Raw genomic sequence first — 20,660 nt, 5'->3', positions numbered from 1 at the left:
CCCTCCCTGGTGGTGTTCAGTGGCTCGTTTGCTGCGTGGACAGGCAGACCGCCAGGCGCTCCGGCCCGGCGGTGGCGTCCAGCACCAGGCAGTGCCGGACGGGCATGAGATCAAGCTGAAAGCGTGCGTGCGCAAGGGCGAGCGCGACCGGAAGCCCGGCGGCGCCGGTCTCGCCCAGGGTGAGCGCGGGCCGGAGCGTCTCCACGGGCGGCTCCGGGTCTGGTTGTGGCGCCTCCAGCTCGCCCCGCCGCATGGCGAGCTGTTGCCGCGCCGGGAGGCGTTGAGGCCACAGGCCGCTGTGGGCGTGATACCACTCCAGCTCGGCCAGCGACTCTTGCGCCCGGGCAAGGATGACGGCATCCGGCTTCCCACCCGTCAGGCCGGCAGCGTCCAGCGCCTCACCGGCGGCCGCTCCCAGACCCTGGAGGTGGTTCCGGCCGACCGCCCCGTGGTGCGGCTCGTGCCCGGCGACGGGCTGATGCATACGGATCTCGGCCGCGCCACGGGTATCTTGCTCGAGCCGCACGCAGGCGGCTGCTTCACCCAGGGCCCAGCCGTCCGGGAACTCGGTTGTCCGGACATGCCCTGCGCGCTGCGCCTCGGTCAGGGATTCCAGGTTGGCCAGGCTGTCGACCCCGGCCACCAGGGCACAGCGGCAGCGCCCTTCGGCCAGCGCCTGCCAGAGCGCAGCCAGGGCGGCGGGCGCTTCACGGTGGGTGGTGCACTCCAGCACCACATCGTGCATCCACGGTTGCGCGGCCGCGACCCGTTTGACCACAGCGTGCTGCGGCAACCGCCGGGCACAGGCGGCATCACTGGCGGGGAGCACGAGCAGAACCCGGTCGACCGCCGTGTCGGCGCCCTCCATCGCCCGCTGGATCGCGGCGACGAGCATGTTGCCGACGGTGTCGGCATCCACGTGCCCGATGGCCGCTTCCGGATCCACCGGTGCCAGGACGGGTGCCGCCAGTTCTCGGGTCACCGGATCGGTCTGCGCCAGTTCGTCCCGTGGACGGACGGCCCGCACGCCGGCAAGTAGCGCACCCAGCAGGGCTCCGGGCCGGTCGCCGGTGGCGCATTCCACACCGGCGCCGGTCACGGCGATGTGACGGGAGGGGGCGGTCATGCGGGCGCCTCCTGGTCGCTATCGGCTGACGTTGTCTCCGGCGGGCCCGGCACCGGCGGAAGCACAACGTAGCCGCGACGCCTGGCGTCGATCTCCCACGGGATGACACACCGGTACAGCAGGTGAAACACCATGGCGTCGCTGTCGACGATCAGCGTGTCGCACGCGCCGCGCAGGGGCATGCGGTGGGTCTCGTGCAGCCAGACCACCGGCTGCAGCGGCGGGAGCGTGACCCGCACCGGGTCGCCATGCTCCGGAAACAGCCCCTCCAGGGTCACCCGCTCACCCCCGCTGAACGGCTTGTCGAAGCGCTGATCCGGTGGCGCGGCGTTGTGAACCGTGGGCAGTGTCTTCGAGCCGTAGGGGCAGCCACCGGCCTCGAGCCGCGCCTCGGAGACATTGCCAGCCTCCCGCCGGCGCGGATCCCAGTGGGGCGCCAACGGCCCCAGGCCGATGGGGACCATCCGCTGCCTTGGTGCGCTCATGAACCGGTCCGGCCGCTCAATGAGCGGCAGACGCGTGTCGTGGAGACGCCACTGCCCGGAGTTGAACCCCCGCCCCACGGGATTACGCCGTTCCTCGCCGGCTGTGCGCGGATCGTGGCCACCAAAGGCCATTTCGTAGCACAGCGGCACCGGCTCCATGGGCTCCAGTGGTGTGCGGTAGTAACCGAGCGCACCCCGCTCCCAGCGCGACGGCCCCACGGCCACCAACCGCTTCTCCCAGGCCTGGGCTCGGTCACGGTCAATCTGCACCCGCACCTGGACCCCATTGGCACCGGGCTGACCCGGATGGGCGGTGCCGAACAGGTAGAGTTCGCCGCCCGCCTTGTGGGGCACCGATTCCCACGCGGCTTCGAGACTGCTCTCCGCGGGCTTGCCGCGGTACTGGTCACCTTCGACCACCTCCGGCTGCTCGTCATGGAGCGTAACCTCGCCAGTGAGACTGAACCGGTACGTGGCCTTGACCGTCAGCGTCCACTGCGGCGCGCCGTTCAGGGCCCAGCCCGTCGCCAGGCTTGCCGCGTACGGCGACTCATTGGCCAACTGCAGCATCAGCCACCTCCTCCTCTTGCGACTCCGGCAACACCGGCCCCGGCTCACCCCGCCGATGAAACCAACCACCGGTGACGTACTGGCTGCGCTCCCGCAGAGCCGCCAGATCCATCAGGGCGTCGCCGGCACGGCCCGCCCAACGCGTTGCCAGCGTCGCCACCCGCTCCGGATCGGCGGGACCATCGAGGATGCGCCGCCCGGCCGGATCCCAACCCGGCGCGTTGGCGTCCCACCACTGCCTTGCGACTGCAGCGTCAGGGACGGGGCCGCCGGCCGCGGCCCGGCCAGGGTCATTGACCACCTGCAGCCGGTCGCGGAGCGGGAGCGCCTGGGCGGTCAGCCAACGCCACGCGGCGGCGGCAGATTCCGGCGCCCGGGCATCCCGGAGCGCCTGCAGGATCCGCTCCGCGGCGTCCCGCCGTCCGCTCAGCGCGAGCAGCCAGAGGCCGGTCTCCGGGGTTTCATCCGCCGCACGCCAGACGACGTCCGAGAGGTGGTCCGGGCAAAGGAGCGCGTTCAGGCGCAGCGCGTCCGTCGTCGCCTCAAGGGGAATGGCTCCGTCGAGCAGTGACAGCAGGGCATCCGCGGCCTCGGGATCGTCACGGAGCAGGCCGGCGCGGAGGGCAGGCAGTGTGGCCGGATCGGTGAGGTCGCTTCGGTACCGGGGCCGGAATCGCGCCGCCGGCCAGTTGTGTTGGATGGAGGCACAGCGCAGGGCTGCGGCCTGCTGCTCCGGCGATTCCAGGGCCTCATTCAGGAGGGCGTCCGGCACGCGCGCGGCAGCAAGGTAAAACGCATCCAGCAGCGGAGTACGGGCGCCCGGGTATCGGTGGTAGGCACTCAGCACCCGGCACCAGCCGAAGGGCGGTGTCGTTAACGCGACAGCCTCCACCAGACCCTGGCACTGATCGCCCTCTGCCTCTTCCAGTGCCGGGGCCAGCCACTCCATGGCGGCCCGAGTGTCGTTGCGCAACGCCGCAGACGCGGCGGCAAACGCCTCGGCGGGATCGCCGGGGATGTCATCCGGAAGCGGCTCCGCCGCCTGAGCGCAGGCATGGATATGCCCGATCAGGCGCTGGTCCAGCCGCGCAAGTTCGGCACCCGGCACGAAATCGCGCGTGCTCATGGACGCACGCTGCCGGTACAGCCGGCTCAGCGCACTCTGGTGAGCTGCAAGCAGGCGCACCGCCACGACGGCAGCCTCAGTTGATCTCGACGAGGCTGGCCTGCAGAGCCAGGGCCTGTTCGGCCCGATGCTCCACGTTGCGCCCGTGGATCAGCAACCTCCCATCGGGCTGCAGCTCAATGCGCGCCTCTCCGGCCTGCAGCACCACTCCCTCTGCCGCCTGAACCAGCAGCCGGCCATCCGGCAAGCGCCGGGCACCTTCCGGGGAACGGGTGAGCGAGAGCGTGATGACCGCTCCGCCACGGACGGGACAGGCGACGACACGGTCGCCGTCGTGGAGCGTGCCAACCTCGGGCACACGATCCATCACGGGAAGACGTTCGGTGGGGTCATCCTCGGCGACAACGAACACCTCAGCACCATCAGCGGCGTGGACGCGCGCGATGAAGGCCGCACTTGCATGATCGGCGGTCTGGCGGGCACGTACGTGAGCAAAAGCGGGCATGGCAACCCCTCCCTGGTCGCGAACCGGACAAGTCCCTGTCGGTTGATCCGAATTGATGTGCAACCGGCACTCGCGGCCGGTAAGTGGACAAGCATGCCGCGCCGGCGGCGGAAGGGCAAGCCCATGGCGGTAAAACGAAAGAAGCCCCGCACCGGTGATCGGCGCGGGGCTTCCGGAAAAGGCGTTGGACGCCGGACGGCTTACATCATGCCGCCCATGCCTCCCATGCCGCCCATTCCGCCCATGCCACCCATGTCGTCGCCACCCTTATCTTCTTCAGGGTGCTCGGCGATCATGCACTCGGTGGTGATCATCAGCGATGCGACCGAAGCGGCGTTCTGCAGGGCAGTCCGGGTGACCTTGGTCGGGTCCAGGATGCCGTACTCGATCATGTCGCCATACTCGTCGGTCTGGGCGTTGTAACCGAAGTTGCCCGAGCCTTCGAGGATCTTGTTCAGCACCACGGCGCCGTCGATGCCGGCATTGCCGACGATCTGACGCAGCGGCTCCTCGATGGCACGGCGGACGATGGCCACACCGGTGTCCTGATCGGCGTTCTCGCCTTTCAGGTTCTCCAGAGCAGACAGGGTGCGGACCAGTGCCACACCGCCGCCGGGGACAATGCCTTCTTCCACCGCAGCGCGGGTGGCGTGCAGGGCGTCCTCGACGCGGGCCTTCTTCTCCTTCATCTCCATCTCGGAGGCGGCACCGACCTTGATCACGGCCACGCCACCGGCGAGCTTGGCCACCCGCTCCTGCAGCTTCTCGCGGTCGTAGTCCGAGGAGGCGTCCTCGATCTGCGCCCGGATCTGCTCCACGCGGGACTTGATCTCGTCGTTGCGGCCGGAGCCGTCGACGATGGTGGTGTCTTCCTTGGTGACGTTGATCTTCTTGGCGGAGCCGAGATCGTCCAGGGTGGCCTTCTCGAGGCTCAGACCCACTTCCTCGGAGATCACCGTGCCGCCGGTGAGGACGGCGATGTCCTGCAGCATGGCCTTGCGACGGTCACCGAAGCCGGGCGCCTTGACGGCGGCGACCTTGACGATGCCGCGCATGCTGTTGACCACCAGGGTGGCCAGCGCTTCGCCTTCGATGTCCTCGGCCACGATCAGCAGCGGACGGCTGGACTTGGCGACGTTCTCCAGCACCGGCAGCAGTTCGCGGATGTTGGAGATCTTCTTGTCGCACAGGAGGATGTAGGCATCATCCAGCTCGGCGCTCATGCTCTGCTGGTTGTTGATGAAGTACGGGGAGAGGTAGCCGCGGTCGAACTGCATGCCTTCCACGACATCCAGCTCGTTCTCCAGGCCGGAGCCCTCTTCCACGGTGATGACACCTTCCTTGCCGACCTTCTCCATCGCCTCGGCGATGATGTCACCGACATTGTTGTCGGAGTTGGCGGAGATGGTGCCCACCTGAGCGATCGCCTTGCGGTCTTCGCAGGGCTTGGACAGGTTGCGCAGCTCGCCGGTGGCGGCGGTCACGGCCTTGTCCACGCCGCGCTTGAGATCCATGGGGTTCATGCCGGCGGCAACGGCCTTCATGCCTTCGCGCAGGATGGCCTGGGCCAGCACGGTGGCGGTGGTGGTGCCGTCACCGGCGACGTCGGAGGTCTGGGAAGCGACTTCCTTGACCATCTGCGCGCCCATGTTCTCGAACTTGTCCTTGAGTTCGATTTCCTTGGCGACGGACACCCCGTCCTTGGTCACCGTGGGGGAGCCGAAGCTCTTGTCGAGCACCACGTTGCGACCGCGCGGGCCGAGGGTCACCTTGACGGCGTTGGCCAGCGTGTTCACGCCGGACATCATCCGCTGCCGTGCGTCATCACCGAAACGTACGTCTTTAGCTGCCATGATTCGTTATTCCTCTTGCAATTCGATAGTCGGTTAAGCGGGTGCCGGGAGGCGATCAGCCTTCGATGACGGCCATGACGTCTTCTTCACGCATGACCAGCACGTCTTCGCCTTCGACCTTCACCTCGGTGCCGGCAAACTTGCCGAACAGAACCTTGTCGCCGACCTTCACGTCCAGCGGGCGGACTTCACCGTTTTCCTGGACCTTGCCCTTGCCGACGGCCACGATCTCGCCCTTGATGGGCTTCTCGGCGGCGCTGTCGGGGATCACGATGCCACCCGGCGTGGTGCGCTCTTCTTCCATACGCTTGATGATCACGCGATCATGCAAAGGACGGATATTCATCGGATAGTTCTCCTAATGCGTTGACGGGCACTGGGCCCGATTGCCTTACCAAAGTGTTGTTAGCACTCGCTGCTTGTGAGTGCTAATGATAATTCCGGTTCGCAATCAGTCAAGAGCCGCGGTATCGCGGCGCCGACGCCCGTGATGTGGGGGCGGTACTGATACAATTCAAAGGCCCTGTTTCGAGACCGTGGAGGCAAGATCATGGACAGCGAGCATCTTATGGCTTTCTGCACCTGCCCGAACCCGGAGGTGGCGGGCGAAATCGCGGAGACGCTGGTGGGTGACGGCCACGTGGCCTGCGCCAATATCGTGCCCGGCCTGACGTCGGTTTACGCCTGGAAGGGCGAAGTCCACCGCGATCCGGAGACGCTGCTAATCATGAAAACCACCCGGGTGGCCTGGCGGCGGCTGGAAGAGACCATTCTGCGCTTGCACCCGGACGAACTTCCCGAGATCATCGCGGTCCCTGTGACGCGGGGGCTGAATGATTACCTGGCCTGGGTGACCTACCAGACGGATGGGCGCCAGCAGCCACCCGCGGAGTAAATACCAACAATCCCGACGTGCGCGCATGGATCCCTGGCAGGAATCGATGAAACGGATACTGTTCACCTGGTTGCTACTCATCCTCGCAGTCGTGCCCGCTGCGGGGCACGCCGGGCTAAGCAGCCTGTTCGGCGGCAGCGACGAGCTGCTGCCGCCGGAGCAGGCCTTCCCCTTCTCCGCCGAACTGGTGGCCGAAGACGTGATCGTCGCGCGCTGGGACACGGTGGAGGATTACTACCTCTACAAGGACCGTTTCGACTTCGAAGTGGCGGGCGACGAAAACGCCATCACCGGATTCGAACTCCCCGAGGGGGACGTCATTGACGACCCCAACTTCGGGCGCATGGAGGTCTACCACGAGCCGGTGGAAGTCTACATCCAGCTCGAGCGCCCGGCCGGTGAGTCGCTCACGTTTACCGCCCACTACCAGGGTTGTAACGAGAAGACGGGCGTGTGCTACCCGCCCCTGACCAGCGACTTCTCCCTGGCCGGGGGCGTGAGCGACGCCGGTTTCGGCGCAGGTGCCGGTGGCGGCGGACCGCCTGCCGGCGGCGGCGACCCGCTGACGCAGCTGCTGGCCGGGGGCAACCTGCTCCTGATCCTCGGCGGCTTCTTCGCTGCCGGTCTGCTGCTGGCGTTCACCGCCTGCATGTATCCGCTCATCCCCATCCTCTCCGGCATCATCGCCGGCGAAGGCGAACGGCGCACCGGCCGGCGCGGATTCTGGCTGTCGTTCGTGTTCATTCAGGCCACGGCAATCACCTACGCCATCGCGGGCGCCGTGGCCGGCATGACGGGCGCCGCCATCCAGGCGGACCTGCAGAGCCCCTGGGTGCTGGGAAGCTTCGCGGCGCTGTTCGTGCTGCTCGCACTGGCCATGTTCGGCCTCTACGACATCCGCGTGCCGGCCGGGCTCCAGACCCGTCTGGACGCGCTATCGCGCCGCCAGCGCGGCGGCAGCTTCATCGGCGCCGGCATAATGGGCGTGCTGTCGTCACTCATCGTCGGCGCCTGCTCCGGGCCAGCGTTGATCGCGGCGCTGGTCTTCATCAGCAATACCGGCGACGCCCTGATCGGCGGGCTGGCACTGTTCGCCATGGGTAACGGCATGGGTGTACCGCTGCTGCTGGTCGGGACCGCCCTCGGCAAATGGCTGCCACGCTCCGGCGCCTGGATGGTGCGGGTGAAGCAGGTCTTCGGCGTGATCTTCCTGGCCGTGGCGCTGTGGATGATCGACCGCTTCATCCCCGGCCCCGTCACGCTCGGCCTCTGGGGCGTGCTGCTGGTGGGTGTGGCCATCTGGCTCGGCGTGCTGGACCGGGCCACTGGCGCACCGGGCCTGCTCAACCGCGGTCGCCAGTTCGCGGGTGTACTGCTCATCATCTGGAGCGTGGCACTACTCCTCGGCGCCGCCTCCGGCGGCTCGCGCTTCTGGCAGCCACTCGAGCCGCTCGCCCAGGGAGCGCCGTCCGCGGGGGAGACCGCCGCGGGTCAGTTCCGCGACGTGGACAGTCTCGGTGGGCTGCAGGCCGCCATCGCCGAAGCGGCCGATCGCGGCCAGGGCACGGTGGTGGATTTCTACGCCGACTGGTGCGTGTACTGCGTGCAACTGGAGGAGCGCACCTTCCCGGCGCCGGAGGTGGTGGCGGCCCTGGAGGACAAGCAGTTGCTGCGCGTCGACGTCACCGCCATGAACAACGACCACCGGGAACTGCTCCAGGCCCTGGACGTCTTCCTGCCGCCGGCCGTGATGTTCTATGGTGCCGACGGCGAGGAACGGCGCGACCAGCGCATCGTCGGCTTCGTGCCGCCAGAGGAATTCGTGCAACGCCTGAAGACCGCCTACGGCGCCTCCACCAGCAATACGGGAATCTGATCACATGTCCGAACAGCCCCGGAAGCAACGACGCCGGGTGGCCCCGATCCTGGCGGTGGTCATCGGCCTTGGCGCCGCCCTTGGCGGTCTGGCCGCCTGGCAGACGTGGTTTCAGCCGGAGCTGCGGCCCAACTTCACCCTCCCGGACCTGCAGAACGACGAGGAACGCAGCATCAGCGAATGGGATGGTGACCTGATCGTACTCAATTTCTGGGCCACCTGGTGCCCGCCGTGCGTCAAGGAAATTCCGGTGTTCACCGCACTGCAGGATGACTACGGTGACCAAGGCGTCCAGTTCATCGGCGTCGCCATCGATGATCGCGATGACGCCCTGTCGTTCTACGACGAGCTGGAGATGAACTACCCGAGTTTCTACGGCGTGCAGAACGCCATGAACATCAATGAAGCCTACGGCAACGAACTCGGCACGCTTCCCTATACTGTGCTGATCGACCGCGACGGCGCCATCGTGCACCGCTTCAACCGGGAAGTGGAGCGGGAAGACATCGAGCCCGTGATCCGGGAACACCTGTAGCGCCGACCCTGTCCTACACTGGGCGAAATCATCACTGAAATACCGCAAAATGCGGCGAACGTCGCAAAAATAACGCGACTCCGTGGACAAGCATCCGTCGTTGGTACACAATCGCGGCCACGACTTCAGAACGAGGGGACGGTAGCGGGTGGCAACCCGTGGCGCCGGCACCCTGGCGGCACGACACTCGGGGGAGCCAATGGCGAGCATTCTGGTGCTCAACGGGCCCAATCTCAACCTGCTTGGCCGGCGCGAACCCGGTGTCTACGGCACCGACACCCTGGATACGATCAACGCCCGTCTGCAACGCCAGGCCAATGCGGCCGGCGTGACCGTGGAAACCTTCCAGAGTAACCACGAAGGCGCGCTGGTTGATCGCATTCACGCGGCCGGGGAGGCGGGGGTCGATTTCATCCTCATCAATCCCGCAGCCTACACCCACACCAGCGTGGCGCTCCGCGACGCACTGCTCGGCGTGGCCATTCCCTTCGTGGAAGTCCATCTTTCAAACGTCCACGCCCGCGAACCCTTCCGGCAGCACTCCTACCTGTCGGATGTGGCCGTTGGCGTGATAAGCGGCCTCGAGGCGCTGAGCTACGAGCTCGCCCTGCAGGCAGCGATCCGGCACATCAATCAGAACGCAGGATAAGCACATGGATATCCGCAAGATCAAACGGCTAATCGAGCTGCTCGAAGAGTCCGGCATCAACGAGATCGAGATCAAGGAAGGGGAAGAGTCCGTGCGCATCAGCCGCGGGGGCGGAGAAGCGGCGCCACAGATGCTCGCCCACGCCGCCCCGCCGCAGGCGCCGGCCGCCGCACCTGCTCCCCAGACGCCACCCGCCGCGGCGCCCGATGCCGGCGAGGGGGCTGGCGGCAGCGACGTGCCGGACGGTCACTCGGTGCGCTCGCCCATGGTAGGCACCTTCTACCGGGCACCGGCACCTGGGGCTAAGCCGTTCGTCGAGGTAGGCCAGCAGGTGAAAGTGGGTGATACCCTGTGCATCATCGAAGCCATGAAGATGCTCAACCAGATCGAGGCGGACAAAGCGGGCACCGTCGCCGCCATCGTGCTGGAAGACGGGCAGCCGGTGGAGTACGACCAGCCGCTGTTCATTATCCAGTAACGCATCACCCGGGGATCACTTGCTCATGCTGGAAAAAGTCCTAATTGCCAATCGCGGCGAGATCGCCCTGCGCATCCTGCGCGCCTGCCGCGAGCTCGGGATCCGCACGGTCGCGGCGCACTCCAGCGCCGACCGGGATCTCAAGCACGTGCGCCTGGCAGACGAAACCGTGTGCATCGGCCCGCCCTCGTCCGCCGAGAGCTACCTCAACATCCCGGCCATCATCAGCGCTGCCGAGGTGACTGCAGCCGACGGCATCCACCCCGGCTACGGCTTTCTCTCCGAGAACCCCGACTTTGCCGAGCGGGTGGAGCACTCGGGTTTCACCTTCATCGGGCCCATGGCCGAGACCATCCGGGTCATGGGTGACAAGGTCGCGGCCATCAACGCCATGAAGGAAGCCGGCATCCCGTGCGTACCCGGCTCCGACGGCCCGCTGGATGACGACGACGACCGCAATCTGAGCCTGGCGCGCGGCATCGGCTACCCGGTCATCATCAAGGCGGCCGGCGGCGGTGGCGGGCGCGGCATGCGCGTGGTCCACAACGAGTCCGACCTGCTCGGCGCCATCTCCGTGACGCGCAACGAGGCCCGCTCGTCGTTCGGCAACGCCATGGTGTACATGGAGAAGTACCTGGAGAATCCGCGCCATATCGAGATCCAGGTACTGGCGGACAACTACGGCAACGCCATCCACCTGGGCGAGCGGGACTGCTCCATGCAGCGTCGCCACCAGAAAGTCATCGAAGAGAGCCCGGCGCCCGGGCTGACCGAGGCCCAGCGCCAGGAGATCGGTGAGCGGTGCGCCCTGGCCTGCCGGGAGATCGGCTACCGCGGCGCCGGCACGTTCGAGTTCCTGTACGAAGACGGCAACTTCTACTTCATCGAGATGAACACCCGCATCCAGGTGGAGCACCCGGTGACGGAAATGGTCACGGGCGTCGACCTGGTCCGGGAACAGCTGCGCATCGCCTCCGGCGAGCGGCTCAGCTACAGCCAGAACGACATCGTCGTGCGCGGCCATGCCATCGAGTGCCGGCTGAACGCCGAAGACCCGGTGAAGTTCGTGCCATCCCCCGGCGAGATCAAGCAGTACCACGCACCGGGCGGCCCCGGTGTGCGCGTGGACTCGCACATCTACTCCGGGTACAAGGTCCCGCCCTATTACGACTCCATGATCGGCAAGCTGATCACCCACAGTGATACCCGCGACTCGGCACTGGCGCGCATGCGCACCGCCCTGGCGGAGGTGATCATCGGCGGCATCAAGACCAACGTGGCGCTGCACCAGGATCTGCTTCTGGACCCGAACTTCCAGGCCGGCGGCACCAACATCCACTACTTGGAGAAGCGGCTCGCCGAAGGCTGACGCCCGCACACGACACTTGCACGGCGCCCCTTCGGCGCCGTTTAATGCCGTGGCATCGGGACACCCCTGCGGCGTCCGCCTTTCAGACCGCTTCCACCGGAGGACACCATGCTCCGACGCTTGATGCTGGCCGTCGTCGTTGCCGGCACCGTCACGACCACCGCGCACGCACAGGAACTGGAGCTCGCCCTCAGTGACGAGATGGCGGAACTCATTCTTGCCGACCGCAACTCCCAAGACGCGAACCAGAGCGTGCGCTATGGCGGGGGGCTGCTCTACAACGAGGACACCGACCTGCTCGGCAGCCTCTTCCTGACCGTCAACAATGAGGTGGAGGGGCGCTGGCAGCCCGTGACCTTCGGCGTCGGCACCAAGCTCTACGGCGCCGATCTGGACGCCTCCGGCGAGAGCATTGCGGCGCTGGCGGTGGGCGGCAATGTCGGCGTGGGTATTCCGGCCAACATTCCGCTGGCGATCGTGCTGCAGGGCTACGTCTCACCCAATATCACAACGGGTGGCGACGCCGACCGGGTGACCGAGGGGCAGATCCGCCTGGAAGCGGAACTGGTCAGCGGCGCCCACGCCTTCGTGGGCTACCGGCAGATCAAGTTCCACATGGACGAGTACCGCGACGAGCGGGTCGACGACGGCCTGCACGCCGGCCTGCGCCTGCGTTTCTAACCGAGCAGCAGGCGCAGCGCCACCACCGCCAGCAGCAAAGCGAACAGCCGTTTGAGCAGGGCTCCGGGGAGCCGGTGCGCCAGACGGGCGCCGTGCGGCGCCGTGAGGACACTGGCCACGGCCATGCCCGCCACCGCCGGCCAGTAGACGTACCCCGTGGCCAGGGCAGGCAGATCCGGACGCCCCCACCCCGTGAGCATGAACCCGACCGACCCCGCGAGGGCGATAGGCAACCCGCAGGCCGCCGACGTGCCCACGGCCTGACGCATGGCGACGCCGCACCACGACAGAAACGGCACCGTCAGCGTGCCGCCACCGATCCCCACCAGGGCCGAGAGGCTGCCGATGACGCCACCGGCCGCCGTCATGCCCACGGCTCCGGGCTCACGCCCGCTGGCGCGCGGGTTCAGGTCGAAGCCCATCTTCACGGCCACCAGCACGAGAAAGACGGCGAACACGTTCTGCAACGCCGTGGTCGACAGGCTGTCGGCCAGCCATGCACCCAGCAGCGCCCCGACGACAATCCCCGCAACAAGCCGGCCGAACACCGGCCACATCACGCCGCCGAGACCGTGATGCGCACGAACGGAAGAGAGCGAGGTCAGCACGATCACCGCCAGCGAACTGCCCACGGCCATGTGCATGATCACCGCCTCCGACACCCCCTGGGCAGCAAAAACGAACAGTAGCACCGGCACCATCACCACGCCGCCGCCGAGTCCGAACAGCCCGCCGATCAGCCCGGCCACGGCGCCCGCGGCGAGAAAAACGAGAAGAGTCGTCAGCATGTACAGCCCCCGCTCCAGACTTGCGAATTCACGGCCCGACCCACGCGTACGGCCGCAGGCGCGGCACAGGGTAACGGTTCCGGCGCGGAAATTCGCCACCGACGTCCCGCGGGCTTCTTGATAGACTTGGCAACCAGCACGCCCCAACGGGCCATTTTTCGAGCACACGGAGCCGCGATTCATGATGCGCATGCAACGGGTCTGCATTCTCGGCGGCAGCGGGTTTGTCGGCCGGCACCTCGCCAACCGCCTTCACGACCAGGAAATCCATTCCCGGATTCCCACACGCCGGCGCGAACGCACCAAGCAGATTCTCGTCGTCCCCGGTCTGGAACTGGTGGAAGCGAACATCCATGAACCGGAGACGCTGAGGGAGCTGTTCGCAGAGTGCGACGCCGTCATCAACCTGGTGGGCATTCTCAACGAGAAGGGCTTCGACGGCAGCGGCTTCCGCCACGCCCACGTGGAGCTCACCGACAAGGTGCTGGATGCCTGCCGCGCCACGGGTGTGACCCGTCTGCTGCACATGAGCGCCCTGGGCGCCGACGCCGACCACGGCCCGAGCTACTATCAACAGACCAAGGGCGAAGCCGAGCGCCGGGTGCTGGCAGCCAACGACCTGGACGTGACGGTGTTCCGCCCATCGGTGATCTTCGGCCCGGACGACAGCTTCTTCAACCAGTTCGCGACGTTGCTGCGGCTCTCGCCCGGCGCCTTCCCGCTGCCTTCGCCGCGGGCCCGGTTCAGCCCCGTCTACGTGGGCGACGTGGCCCAGGCATTCACCGACGCACTCACCGATCGGGACACCTTCGGCCAGACGTACGACCTCTGCGGCCCGGACACCTATAGCCTCGAGGAGCTGGTGCGCTACACCGCCGACAAGGCCGGGCTTCGCCGAGCCGTATGGCCGCTGAGCGACCGTCTTTCACGCCTGCAGGCGCGCGTGCTGCAACGGGTACCGGGCAAGCCCTACTCCATGGACAACTACCTCTCGGCCACCGTGGACAACGTCTGCGGCGTGAACAATCTGCCGGAACTGGGTATCAAGCCCACGGCCATTGACGCCGTCGTGCCCTCCTACCTGGCCAACAAGACCGAGCGGGCGCGGTACAACCAGTTCCGCCAGGCCGCCGGGCGCTGAATCGTGGCAGTGGATCCCTGCACCGCCGGCCTGGAGGTGTACCTGGTCGGCGGCGCCGTGCGGGACGCCCTGCTCGGCCGCGCCGTGGTCGAGTGCGACTGGGTGGTGGTGGGCGCGACGCCCGAGGTCATGGAGTCCCGCGGCTTCCGCCCCGTGGGCAAGGACTTCCCCGTGTTCCTGCACCCGGAAACCCACGAGGAATATGCGCTCGCCCGCACCGAGCGCAAGACCGGTCGCGGCTACCACGGCTTCAGCTTCCACGCGGCACCCGACGTGACCCTGGAAGACGATCTGGTGCGCCGGGATCTCACCGTGAACGCCATGGCCCAGCGCCCGGACGGCACACTGGTGGACCCGTTCAGCGGCCATGCCGACCTGGAGGCGCGGCTCCTCCGCCATGTCTCCGACGCGTTCCAGGAGGACCCGGTGCGCATCCTGCGCCTGGCCCGGTTCACGGCGCGTTACGCACCGCTCGGCTTTCGCCCCGCGGACGAGACCAAGTACCTGTGCCAGCGCATGGTGGCCGACGGCGAAGTGGATCATCTCGTCCCGGAGCGGGTGTGGCAGGAGCTGGACAAGACACTCACCGAACCGTGCCCATCGGCGTTTTTCCGTGTGCTCCGCGACTGCGGCGCACTGGCGCGACTAATTCCGGAGCTGGACGGCGCCTTCACGCGGGAAATCACCACCGTGGCCGGCCACAGGGTGAACGCCGGGGACCACGCCCTGGCGGCGGTGGATACCGCGGCCAAAGTGGACGGCGCGGACGGCCCGGTGAAACTGGCCCTGGTCCTCGGGGCGCTCGATCGCGACGACCTGGCCCCGGGGCACGCCCGCTCCGCGTGTCAGCGGCTGCGCACGCCCAACGCTTACCGGGCACTGACACTCACCTACGCGGCGCACCGGAACACGGCTCACGCCGCAGACGCACTGGGCGCCGAGGGCATGCTGCAGTTGCTGGAAGCGTGCGATGCGTTCCGGCGGCCGGAGCGGTTCAGCGCCTTTCTGCTGGCAGTGTCCGTGGATGCGGTCACCGCCGGGACCGCGGACACCGTGACGGACTACCCGCCGACACGCCGCCTGCAGGCCTGCCTCGACGCCACGCGGGACATCAGCGGCGGACGCTTCGCCAAAGCGGGTCTGAAGGGACCGGCCATTGCCGAAGCGGTGCAAAAGGAGCGGCTCCGCGCCATCGAGCGGCTGCCCCGCCCCGGAGATTAGCCCTCGACAGTGCCACTGCCCTCGCGCTGCGCCTCGCCCGCACTCTTGCCTTCCAGGCGATACAGGGTGATCGCCTCTTTCAGGCCGCGCACATTCGCCTCACGCGGCTCCACGCAGGCAAATTCATCGGTCTCCCGCAGCACGCTGCGTACGGCCTCGGAGACGACGATATCGCCGGGGCTGGCCCAGCCGCACAGACGCGCGGCCAGGTTCACTGTGTTGCCGATTACCGTGTAATCCAGGTGCTCGCCGGAGCCGATATTGCCGGCCACCACGGGGCCCTCGTGGATGCCGATACCGAGCGGAATCTCGAACTCGCCGCCCTGCATGGCGGCGTTGGCCTCGATCATGTCCAACGCACAGGCACAGGCGTCGTGGGCCATGGCGTCACCGTCGAACACGGCCATGATGCCGTCACCGCCGAACTTGTCCACATAGCCGCCGTGGGCGTAGACCGCCTCCACCTGGCTCCCCAGGTGCTGGCTGACGGAGGCGAACAACCGCGCCGGCGGGATTGTCTGGGCCAGCGCCGTGAAGCCACGAATGTCGGAGAAGAGGATGCAGACGTGCTGGGACTGCGGGGGCGGAAAACCGTCTTCCGGTCCGGCGTTCTGGACGATCTGGCGCAGTCGCGGGGAGACGTATCGGGCGAGGTTCGCGCGCACGCGCTCAAGCTCCTGGGCGTAATCCGCCTTCTCCAGGAGGTTCACCAGGCGCGCGCGAACCACCACCGGCTCCAGCGGCCGACGCAGGAGGTCATCACAGCCGGCGGCGAACGCCTTCTGCCATGTGGCGCGGTCGTTGGCCTCGGCGGTGAGCAGAATCGGCGACAGGTAATAGCCGGGCTCGTCACGGAGCTGGCGGCAGAGGGCGATACCCTCCGCACCGAAGCTTTCGGCATCCAGCACGAAGGCGTCAAAGGATTCTCGCCGTGCCAGTTCCAGCGCCTCGTCCGGATCCCGGGCCTGATCGAGGACAAACCCGGACGGCTCCAGGATTTCCCTGGTCGTCGGCCCGGAGTCCCCATGGTCTCCTTCCAGGACCAGTACCCGCCGTTGGGTCGCCGCTCCCACCATGATTTACGCCCTCGGCTATTCCCGGTCGGGGATTATCGCCGCTAAACGACAATCGCTAAAGCTGTTCCAGATGATTGTAGAGCGAAAACCCGGAAATCCCGGTGAATTCGCTTGTGGCCGCTGCCAGCACTCGGAACCGTTCACCCATGGCCCCGGGCAGCATCAGAGTCTTGGCCTGTTGCGCCAGTCGGGCCTGCTCGACGGGGTCGTCGCCCCTCCGGGCCTGCAGCAGTTCCGTCACCCCCGCCCCCATCAGGAAGTGCGCCTGGGTGGTGTACCCGAGGATACGCAGTCCGGCGGCGTGAGCCCCCTCGGCCACCGCCGTGAAATCCACGAACGCAGTCACGTCCTGCAACCCCGGTACAACCAGTGGATCCCAGTGTGCGCGATGTCGGTAGTAGCACACCAGCGTTCCCTGATGACGGTCTGCCCGATAATACTCGCTCCGCGGGTAGCCGTAATCAACGAGCAGCAACAGCCCCCGGCGCAGGGAATCGGCAAGGCTCGCCACGAATGCGGGCAGCTGCAGACACAGCTCCGAACAGTACCCGTCCGGTAGCGGCGCGCCCAGCTCCGCCTCAATGGCCGTGACCGCGTCAACCACCGCTGGCCGGGCCGGCTGCACGTGCCACCCGAAACCGCCGTCGTGCGTGGTGACTGCCAGCTCCTCGACGCTGTCGCCACGGCGCTGGAACCGCACCACGGGCAGTGCATCCAGTACTTCATTGCCCAGGATCACGCCGTCGATGGGCGTCTCGGGCAGAGTATCCAGCCAGTGCACCCGATCAAGCAGATGCGGCACTGCGCCGGCGATCCGCTCGTGCTGACGCTGGCGCAGGCTGGCGCTGCGCTCGAGCAGGCAGTACCGCACCGGGAGACAGCCCTGGCGATCCAGCTCGGTGAGGATGTCGGCCGCCAGCGAGCCTTCTCCGGGCCCCAGCTCGAGAATGGTGTCACCGTCCACGGCCGCAAGGGCTTCCGCGCACTGCCCCGCCAGCGTCCAGGCGAACAGCGGCGAGACGAGCGGCGCGGTGATGAAGTCGCCGGCGGCGCCGAACTTCTCCTGGCCCGCACTGTAATAACCGAGGCCGGGCTCGTAGAGCACGCTCTCCATCCAGGCATCAAAGAGTAGCGGACCGCCGTCCTCGATACGGGCACGGAGCCGTTTGGTCAGCGCCTGACTGAGCTTGAGGGCATCGGGGTCCGGAGCCGGCCAGTCCGTCGGCAGCCCGGTCTGCGGATCCATGGGCGTGGGGCGCTCTTCGTGCATCAGGCGCTCACTTCATCCAGCGCCACCGGGTGCAGCGGCTGATCGCTGGCGTCGAACGCCGCCCAGAGATCGGCATAGGTCTGCCCGAGCTCCGGATGCAACTCGTCGCCGGCAATGTCCGCCAGCGGACGCAGCACAAAGGCGTAACGCGTGATTTCGTTGCGCGGCAGCACCAGCCGGCCCGCCCGGACGCACTGGTCGCCATAGGTCAGGGCATCGAGATCCAGGGTCCGCGCGGCATAGCGTTCCGGGCCGCGGACCCGGCCATTGGCGTCCTCGATCCGACGCAGGGCATCGGCCACGGCCTCCGGCGACTCGCTGGTATCCAGCCCGACAACCAGGTTCAGGAAGTCGTCACCATCAAAGCCCACGGCAGCACTGGCGTAGACCGGCGAGATCACCATCTCGCCGAACGCCCCGCGCAGATCCTGCAACGCCTGTCGGACGTGGCGGGCGGGTTCGATATTGGAGCCGATACTCACATACACACGTACCATTGCATCCATTCCTCAGGCGCCCCCCGGCCACTCTCCACGCTCGATCGCCACCCCCACGGCACGCGCCCCGGGAACGGCTCCCGGCTTGGTGACGCGCAGCCGCAACCACGGCACGCCGAATTCGTCGCGCAGCATCATTGCGACATCCTCGGCCAGGGTCTCGACCAGGGCGTGTTCCATCTCGCGCACGTGCTGCGTGAGCTGCCGGGTAACGGCATCGTAGTCCAGGGCATCGCTGACATCGTCGGATTCCGCCGCCATGGCGGTATCCGCGGCGAGCTCCAGGTCGAGCACCAGCGTCTGCCGGACCCGGCGCTCCCAGTCGCGCACACCAATGACGGTGTCGATCCGGAGTTCATTGATGAAAACAATATCCATGCCGCTCCCCCTGGCGTCGGAACCGGCGATGATAGCGCCCCGGCCGGTGCGCGGGCCAGCCGCAGCGGATCAACGGCCTGATTCCGCGCTTGACCCACCACCGGCAAACCCATTCAATACCCGCCATGATCATCGATGTCGTGCTCATTGCCGCCGCCTATCTGTTCGGCTCCATCTCCGCGGCCATTCTCACCTGCCGCGCCATGGGGCTGCCGGACCCGCGCGGCGAGGGCTCCGGCAATCCGGGAGCAACCAACGTGCTGCGGGTGGGGAATCGCCTTGCCGCGGGCATTACGCTGGCGGGGGATTTCGTGAAGGGCACCATCCCCGTGCTCATCGGCGTGATTGCCGGGGTAGAGCCGGTCACCCTAGCGCTGATCGGTCTCGCGGCGTTTCTCGGGCATCTGTACCCGGTGTTCTTCCGTTTTGAAGGAGGCAAGGGCGTTGCCACCGGCCTCGGTGTGCTGCTGGGCTGGTCGTGGCCGGCGTTGCTGCTCACGGTCATCACGTGGCTGGCGGTCGGGGCGCTGTTCCGCTATTCCTCGCTGGCAGCACTGGTATCGTTCCTGCTGGCCCCGTTCTACCTGGCGTACTTCGACCAGCCGCAGACCGTGATGCTCGGCATGCTCGGCATCACCCTGCTCACCTACTGGCGGCACCGAGGGAATCTGCAGTCGCTGCTGAACGGCACCGAGAAGAAAATCGGCGAGAAGGACTGAACCGTCAGGCCCCGCCGGGTTCGACCAGGGCCTCCAGCGGCCAGCGCGCCGTGACGTTGAAACCACTGGTGGCGCGATCACCCCCCGCCAGCCTCAGGTAGCCCGTATACGCGATCATCGCGCCGTTGTCCGTGCACAGCGCCAGGCGTGGGTAGTGCACCGTGGCCCCTTCCGCAGCCGCCATGGCATCGAAACGCGCCCGCAGGGTGCGGTTCGCACTGACGCCACCGGCCACCACCAGCCGCCCGGTCCCGGACTGCCGCAGCGCACGGCGGCACTTGATGGCGAGCGTGTCCGCCACCGCATCCTGAAAGCCCCGGGCGATATCGGCGCGCGCCCGGGAATCGTCCCCGGCTTCCATGACCAGGTTGCGGGTGAACGTCTTGAGGCCGCTGAAGCTGAAATCCAGCCCCGGCCGGTCGGTCATGGGTCGCGGGAACCGGTACCGGTCCGGCTCGCCATCGCGGGCGAGTTGCTCGAGCTGCGGGCCACCCGGGTAGGGCAGACCCAGGAGTTTCGCCGTCTTGTCGAATGCCTCACCGGCAGCATCGTCCAGGGATTCACCGAGCAGGCGGTAACGGCCCACCCCGGCCACCTGCACCAGCATGGTGTGCCCACCGGAAACCAGCAGGGCCACAAACGGGAAGGCCGGGGGGTCGTCCTCCAGCAGCGGCGCCAGCAGATGGGCTTCCATGTGATGTACGCCGATGGCCGGCAACTGCCGCGCCCACGCCAGGCTGCGCCCCACGGCGGCCCCCACTAGCAGGGCACCCACCAGCCCGGGGCCGCGGGTGTAGGCGACACCGTCCAGGGCGTCTGCGGTGAGGCCGCTCTCGGCCAGCACCTGCTCCACCAGCGGCAACACCCGGCGCACGTGATCCCGCGATGCCAGTTCCGGCACCACGCCGCCGTACGTGGCGTGCAAATCCACCTGACTGTGGACCGCGTGCGCGCGCAGGCCCGCGTCTCCGTCATAGACGGCAACACCGGTCTCATCGCAGGAGGTCTCGATTCCCAGAACGCGCATCAGTCGCAACCCGTCAGCCAGTACGTGGCGCAGTCTACTACCGCAGCCACGGCGCCCGCGAGGGCCAACGCAACCCGTGGTTGTCTTGGCGGCAACAGCCGGATAGAATACCGCGCCCGCTGTGGAAACGATTGTTCCACTTGGATAAAGCATTCAATGAAGGAAGGTGAGTAGCTGCATGCCGATCGTCAAGGTACGGGAAAACGAGCATTTCGAGGTCGCCCTGCGCCGCTTCAAGCGCTCCTGCGAGAAAGCCGGCATCCTCTCCGAGGTGCGCCGCCGGGAGCACTACGAGAAGCCGACGCAGGTGCGTAAGCGCAAGCAGGCTGCCGCCGTCAAGCGCCACGCCAAGAAGCTTCAGCGCGAGCAGGTGCGCCGCGAGCGCATGTATTAAA

The 20,660-nt window shown here is 67.3% G+C and carries 23 protein-coding genes; 11 read left to right on the top strand and 12 right to left on the bottom strand.

Going from position 1 to position 20,660, the window contains the following annotated elements; genetic code table 11:
- Positions 1 to 16: 16 nt before the first annotated feature.
- The 6 genes from ACNSTU_RS09360 to groES form a co-directional block, all read right to left on the bottom strand.
- Positions 17 to 1,126, bottom strand: a complete 1,110-nt coding sequence (locus tag ACNSTU_RS09360) for a beta-ketoacyl synthase N-terminal-like domain-containing protein (RefSeq protein ID WP_418212287.1) — start codon at positions 1,124 to 1,126, stop codon at positions 17 to 19.
- Complete coding sequence (locus ACNSTU_RS09355) at positions 1,123 to 2,181, bottom strand: DUF2169 family type VI secretion system accessory protein (protein ID WP_418212286.1); 1,059 nt, start codon at positions 2,179 to 2,181, stop codon at positions 1,123 to 1,125. The genes ACNSTU_RS09360 and ACNSTU_RS09355 overlap by 4 nt, the downstream gene beginning before the upstream one ends.
- The gene (locus tag ACNSTU_RS09350; protein ID WP_418212285.1) at positions 2,162 to 3,373 is read right to left on the bottom strand and encodes a hypothetical protein; all 1,212 of its coding nucleotides are present in this window, start codon (positions 3,371 to 3,373) and stop codon (positions 2,162 to 2,164) included. The genes ACNSTU_RS09355 and ACNSTU_RS09350 overlap by 20 nt, the downstream gene beginning before the upstream one ends.
- Before the next feature lie 10 nt (positions 3,374 to 3,383).
- Positions 3,384 to 3,812 carry a hypothetical protein gene (locus tag ACNSTU_RS09345; RefSeq protein ID WP_290631745.1) on the bottom strand — a complete coding sequence of 143 codons (429 nt, stop codon included), beginning with the start codon at positions 3,810 to 3,812 and terminating at the stop codon, positions 3,384 to 3,386.
- Between the two features lie 200 nt (positions 3,813 to 4,012).
- Positions 4,013 to 5,665, bottom strand: coding sequence for a chaperonin GroEL (groL, locus tag ACNSTU_RS09340; protein ID WP_290631743.1), 1,653 nt, complete (start codon positions 5,663 to 5,665; stop codon positions 4,013 to 4,015).
- Positions 5,666 to 5,720: 55 nt separating this feature from the next.
- Entirely contained in the window at positions 5,721 to 6,011 is a 291-nt protein-coding gene (gene groES / locus ACNSTU_RS09335; RefSeq protein WP_091645638.1) for a co-chaperone GroES, read from the bottom strand.
- Positions 6,012 to 6,215: 204 nt separating this feature from the next.
- Between groES and cutA the strand changes: the two genes are divergently transcribed.
- The 7 genes from cutA to ACNSTU_RS09300 all read left to right on the top strand — a co-directional run bounded on the left by cutA (position 6,216) and on the right by ACNSTU_RS09300 (position 12,148).
- The gene (gene cutA, locus ACNSTU_RS09330) at positions 6,216 to 6,560 is read left to right on the top strand and encodes a divalent-cation tolerance protein CutA (RefSeq protein ID WP_091645640.1); all 345 of its coding nucleotides are present in this window, start codon (positions 6,216 to 6,218) and stop codon (positions 6,558 to 6,560) included.
- A gap of 46 nt (positions 6,561 to 6,606) precedes the next feature.
- On the top strand, positions 6,607 to 8,436 hold the full coding sequence (dsbD, locus tag ACNSTU_RS09325) for a protein-disulfide reductase DsbD (RefSeq protein WP_418212284.1): 1,830 nt from the start codon (positions 6,607 to 6,609) through the stop codon (positions 8,434 to 8,436).
- A gap of 4 nt (positions 8,437 to 8,440) precedes the next feature.
- Complete coding sequence (locus tag ACNSTU_RS09320) at positions 8,441 to 8,971, top strand: TlpA family protein disulfide reductase (protein WP_290631738.1); 531 nt, start codon at positions 8,441 to 8,443, stop codon at positions 8,969 to 8,971.
- A gap of 199 nt (positions 8,972 to 9,170) precedes the next feature.
- Positions 9,171 to 9,620: a type II 3-dehydroquinate dehydratase gene (gene aroQ / locus ACNSTU_RS09315; protein WP_418212283.1), complete on the top strand. Its 450-nt coding sequence runs from the start codon at positions 9,171 to 9,173 to the stop codon at positions 9,618 to 9,620.
- A 4-nt stretch (positions 9,621 to 9,624) separates the two neighbouring features.
- The gene (gene accB / locus ACNSTU_RS09310) at positions 9,625 to 10,098 is read left to right on the top strand and encodes an acetyl-CoA carboxylase biotin carboxyl carrier protein (RefSeq protein WP_290631734.1); all 474 of its coding nucleotides are present in this window, start codon (positions 9,625 to 9,627) and stop codon (positions 10,096 to 10,098) included.
- A gap of 25 nt (positions 10,099 to 10,123) precedes the next feature.
- Positions 10,124 to 11,467 (top strand): acetyl-CoA carboxylase biotin carboxylase subunit, encoded by a 1,344-nt coding sequence (gene accC, locus ACNSTU_RS09305; protein ID WP_290631732.1) that lies wholly within the window; start codon positions 10,124 to 10,126, stop codon positions 11,465 to 11,467.
- A gap of 108 nt (positions 11,468 to 11,575) precedes the next feature.
- Positions 11,576 to 12,148 carry a YfaZ family outer membrane protein gene (locus ACNSTU_RS09300; protein WP_290631730.1) on the top strand — a complete coding sequence of 191 codons (573 nt, stop codon included), beginning with the start codon at positions 11,576 to 11,578 and terminating at the stop codon, positions 12,146 to 12,148.
- Here the strand turns inward: ACNSTU_RS09300 and ACNSTU_RS09295 are convergent.
- Positions 12,145 to 12,936 carry a sulfite exporter TauE/SafE family protein gene (locus ACNSTU_RS09295; RefSeq protein WP_366213440.1) on the bottom strand — a complete coding sequence of 264 codons (792 nt, stop codon included), beginning with the start codon at positions 12,934 to 12,936 and terminating at the stop codon, positions 12,145 to 12,147. The genes ACNSTU_RS09300 and ACNSTU_RS09295 overlap by 4 nt on opposite strands.
- Before the next feature lie 181 nt (positions 12,937 to 13,117).
- Here ACNSTU_RS09295 and ACNSTU_RS09290 point away from each other — a divergent pair, with 181 nt between their 5' ends.
- Complete coding sequence (locus tag ACNSTU_RS09290; RefSeq protein ID WP_366213439.1) at positions 13,118 to 14,077, top strand: complex I NDUFA9 subunit family protein; 960 nt, start codon at positions 13,118 to 13,120, stop codon at positions 14,075 to 14,077.
- Between the two features lie 3 nt (positions 14,078 to 14,080).
- A complete protein-coding gene (locus ACNSTU_RS09285) occupies positions 14,081 to 15,298 on the top strand; it encodes a multifunctional CCA addition/repair protein (RefSeq protein WP_418212282.1) in 1,218 nt (405 codons plus the stop codon).
- Here the strand turns inward: ACNSTU_RS09285 and ACNSTU_RS09280 are convergent.
- The 4 genes from ACNSTU_RS09280 to folB are packed head-to-tail and all read right to left on the bottom strand — an operon-like array spanning position 15,295 to position 18,519.
- Positions 15,295 to 16,374 carry an adenylate/guanylate cyclase domain-containing protein gene (locus ACNSTU_RS09280; protein ID WP_290631728.1) on the bottom strand — a complete coding sequence of 360 codons (1,080 nt, stop codon included), beginning with the start codon at positions 16,372 to 16,374 and terminating at the stop codon, positions 15,295 to 15,297. The genes ACNSTU_RS09285 and ACNSTU_RS09280 overlap by 4 nt on opposite strands.
- Positions 16,375 to 16,429: 55 nt before the next feature.
- Positions 16,430 to 17,644: a class I SAM-dependent methyltransferase gene (locus ACNSTU_RS09275; RefSeq protein ID WP_418212281.1), complete on the bottom strand. Its 1,215-nt coding sequence runs from the start codon at positions 17,642 to 17,644 to the stop codon at positions 16,430 to 16,432.
- The gene (folK, locus tag ACNSTU_RS09270; protein ID WP_290631724.1) at positions 17,644 to 18,141 is read right to left on the bottom strand and encodes a 2-amino-4-hydroxy-6-hydroxymethyldihydropteridine diphosphokinase; all 498 of its coding nucleotides are present in this window, start codon (positions 18,139 to 18,141) and stop codon (positions 17,644 to 17,646) included. Before folK ends, ACNSTU_RS09275 begins: the two co-directional genes overlap by 1 nt.
- Before the next feature lie 12 nt (positions 18,142 to 18,153).
- The gene (folB, locus tag ACNSTU_RS09265; protein ID WP_290631722.1) at positions 18,154 to 18,519 is read right to left on the bottom strand and encodes a dihydroneopterin aldolase; all 366 of its coding nucleotides are present in this window, start codon (positions 18,517 to 18,519) and stop codon (positions 18,154 to 18,156) included.
- Between the two features lie 125 nt (positions 18,520 to 18,644).
- On the opposite strand from folB, the gene plsY reads away from it, so the two are divergent.
- The gene (gene plsY, locus ACNSTU_RS09260; RefSeq protein ID WP_290631720.1) at positions 18,645 to 19,238 is read left to right on the top strand and encodes a glycerol-3-phosphate 1-O-acyltransferase PlsY; all 594 of its coding nucleotides are present in this window, start codon (positions 18,645 to 18,647) and stop codon (positions 19,236 to 19,238) included.
- Between the two features lie 4 nt (positions 19,239 to 19,242).
- On the opposite strand, the gene tsaD is transcribed toward plsY, so the two are convergent.
- Complete coding sequence (tsaD, locus tag ACNSTU_RS09255; protein WP_418212280.1) at positions 19,243 to 20,265, bottom strand: tRNA (adenosine(37)-N6)-threonylcarbamoyltransferase complex transferase subunit TsaD; 1,023 nt, start codon at positions 20,263 to 20,265, stop codon at positions 19,243 to 19,245.
- A 178-nt stretch (positions 20,266 to 20,443) separates the two neighbouring features.
- On the opposite strand from tsaD, the gene rpsU reads away from it, so the two are divergent.
- Positions 20,444 to 20,659, top strand: coding sequence for a 30S ribosomal protein S21 (rpsU, locus tag ACNSTU_RS09250; protein WP_091645667.1), 216 nt, complete (start codon positions 20,444 to 20,446; stop codon positions 20,657 to 20,659).
- Position 20,660 lies beyond the last annotated feature (1 nt).

Source organism: Aquisalimonas sp. APHAB1-3 (assembly GCF_048323695.1).
Taxonomy (GTDB): Bacteria; Pseudomonadota; Gammaproteobacteria; order Nitrococcales; family Aquisalimonadaceae; genus Aquisalimonas.
Note: the sequence above shows the minus strand (reverse complement) of the source record. Positions and strands in the feature narration are given on the sequence as shown.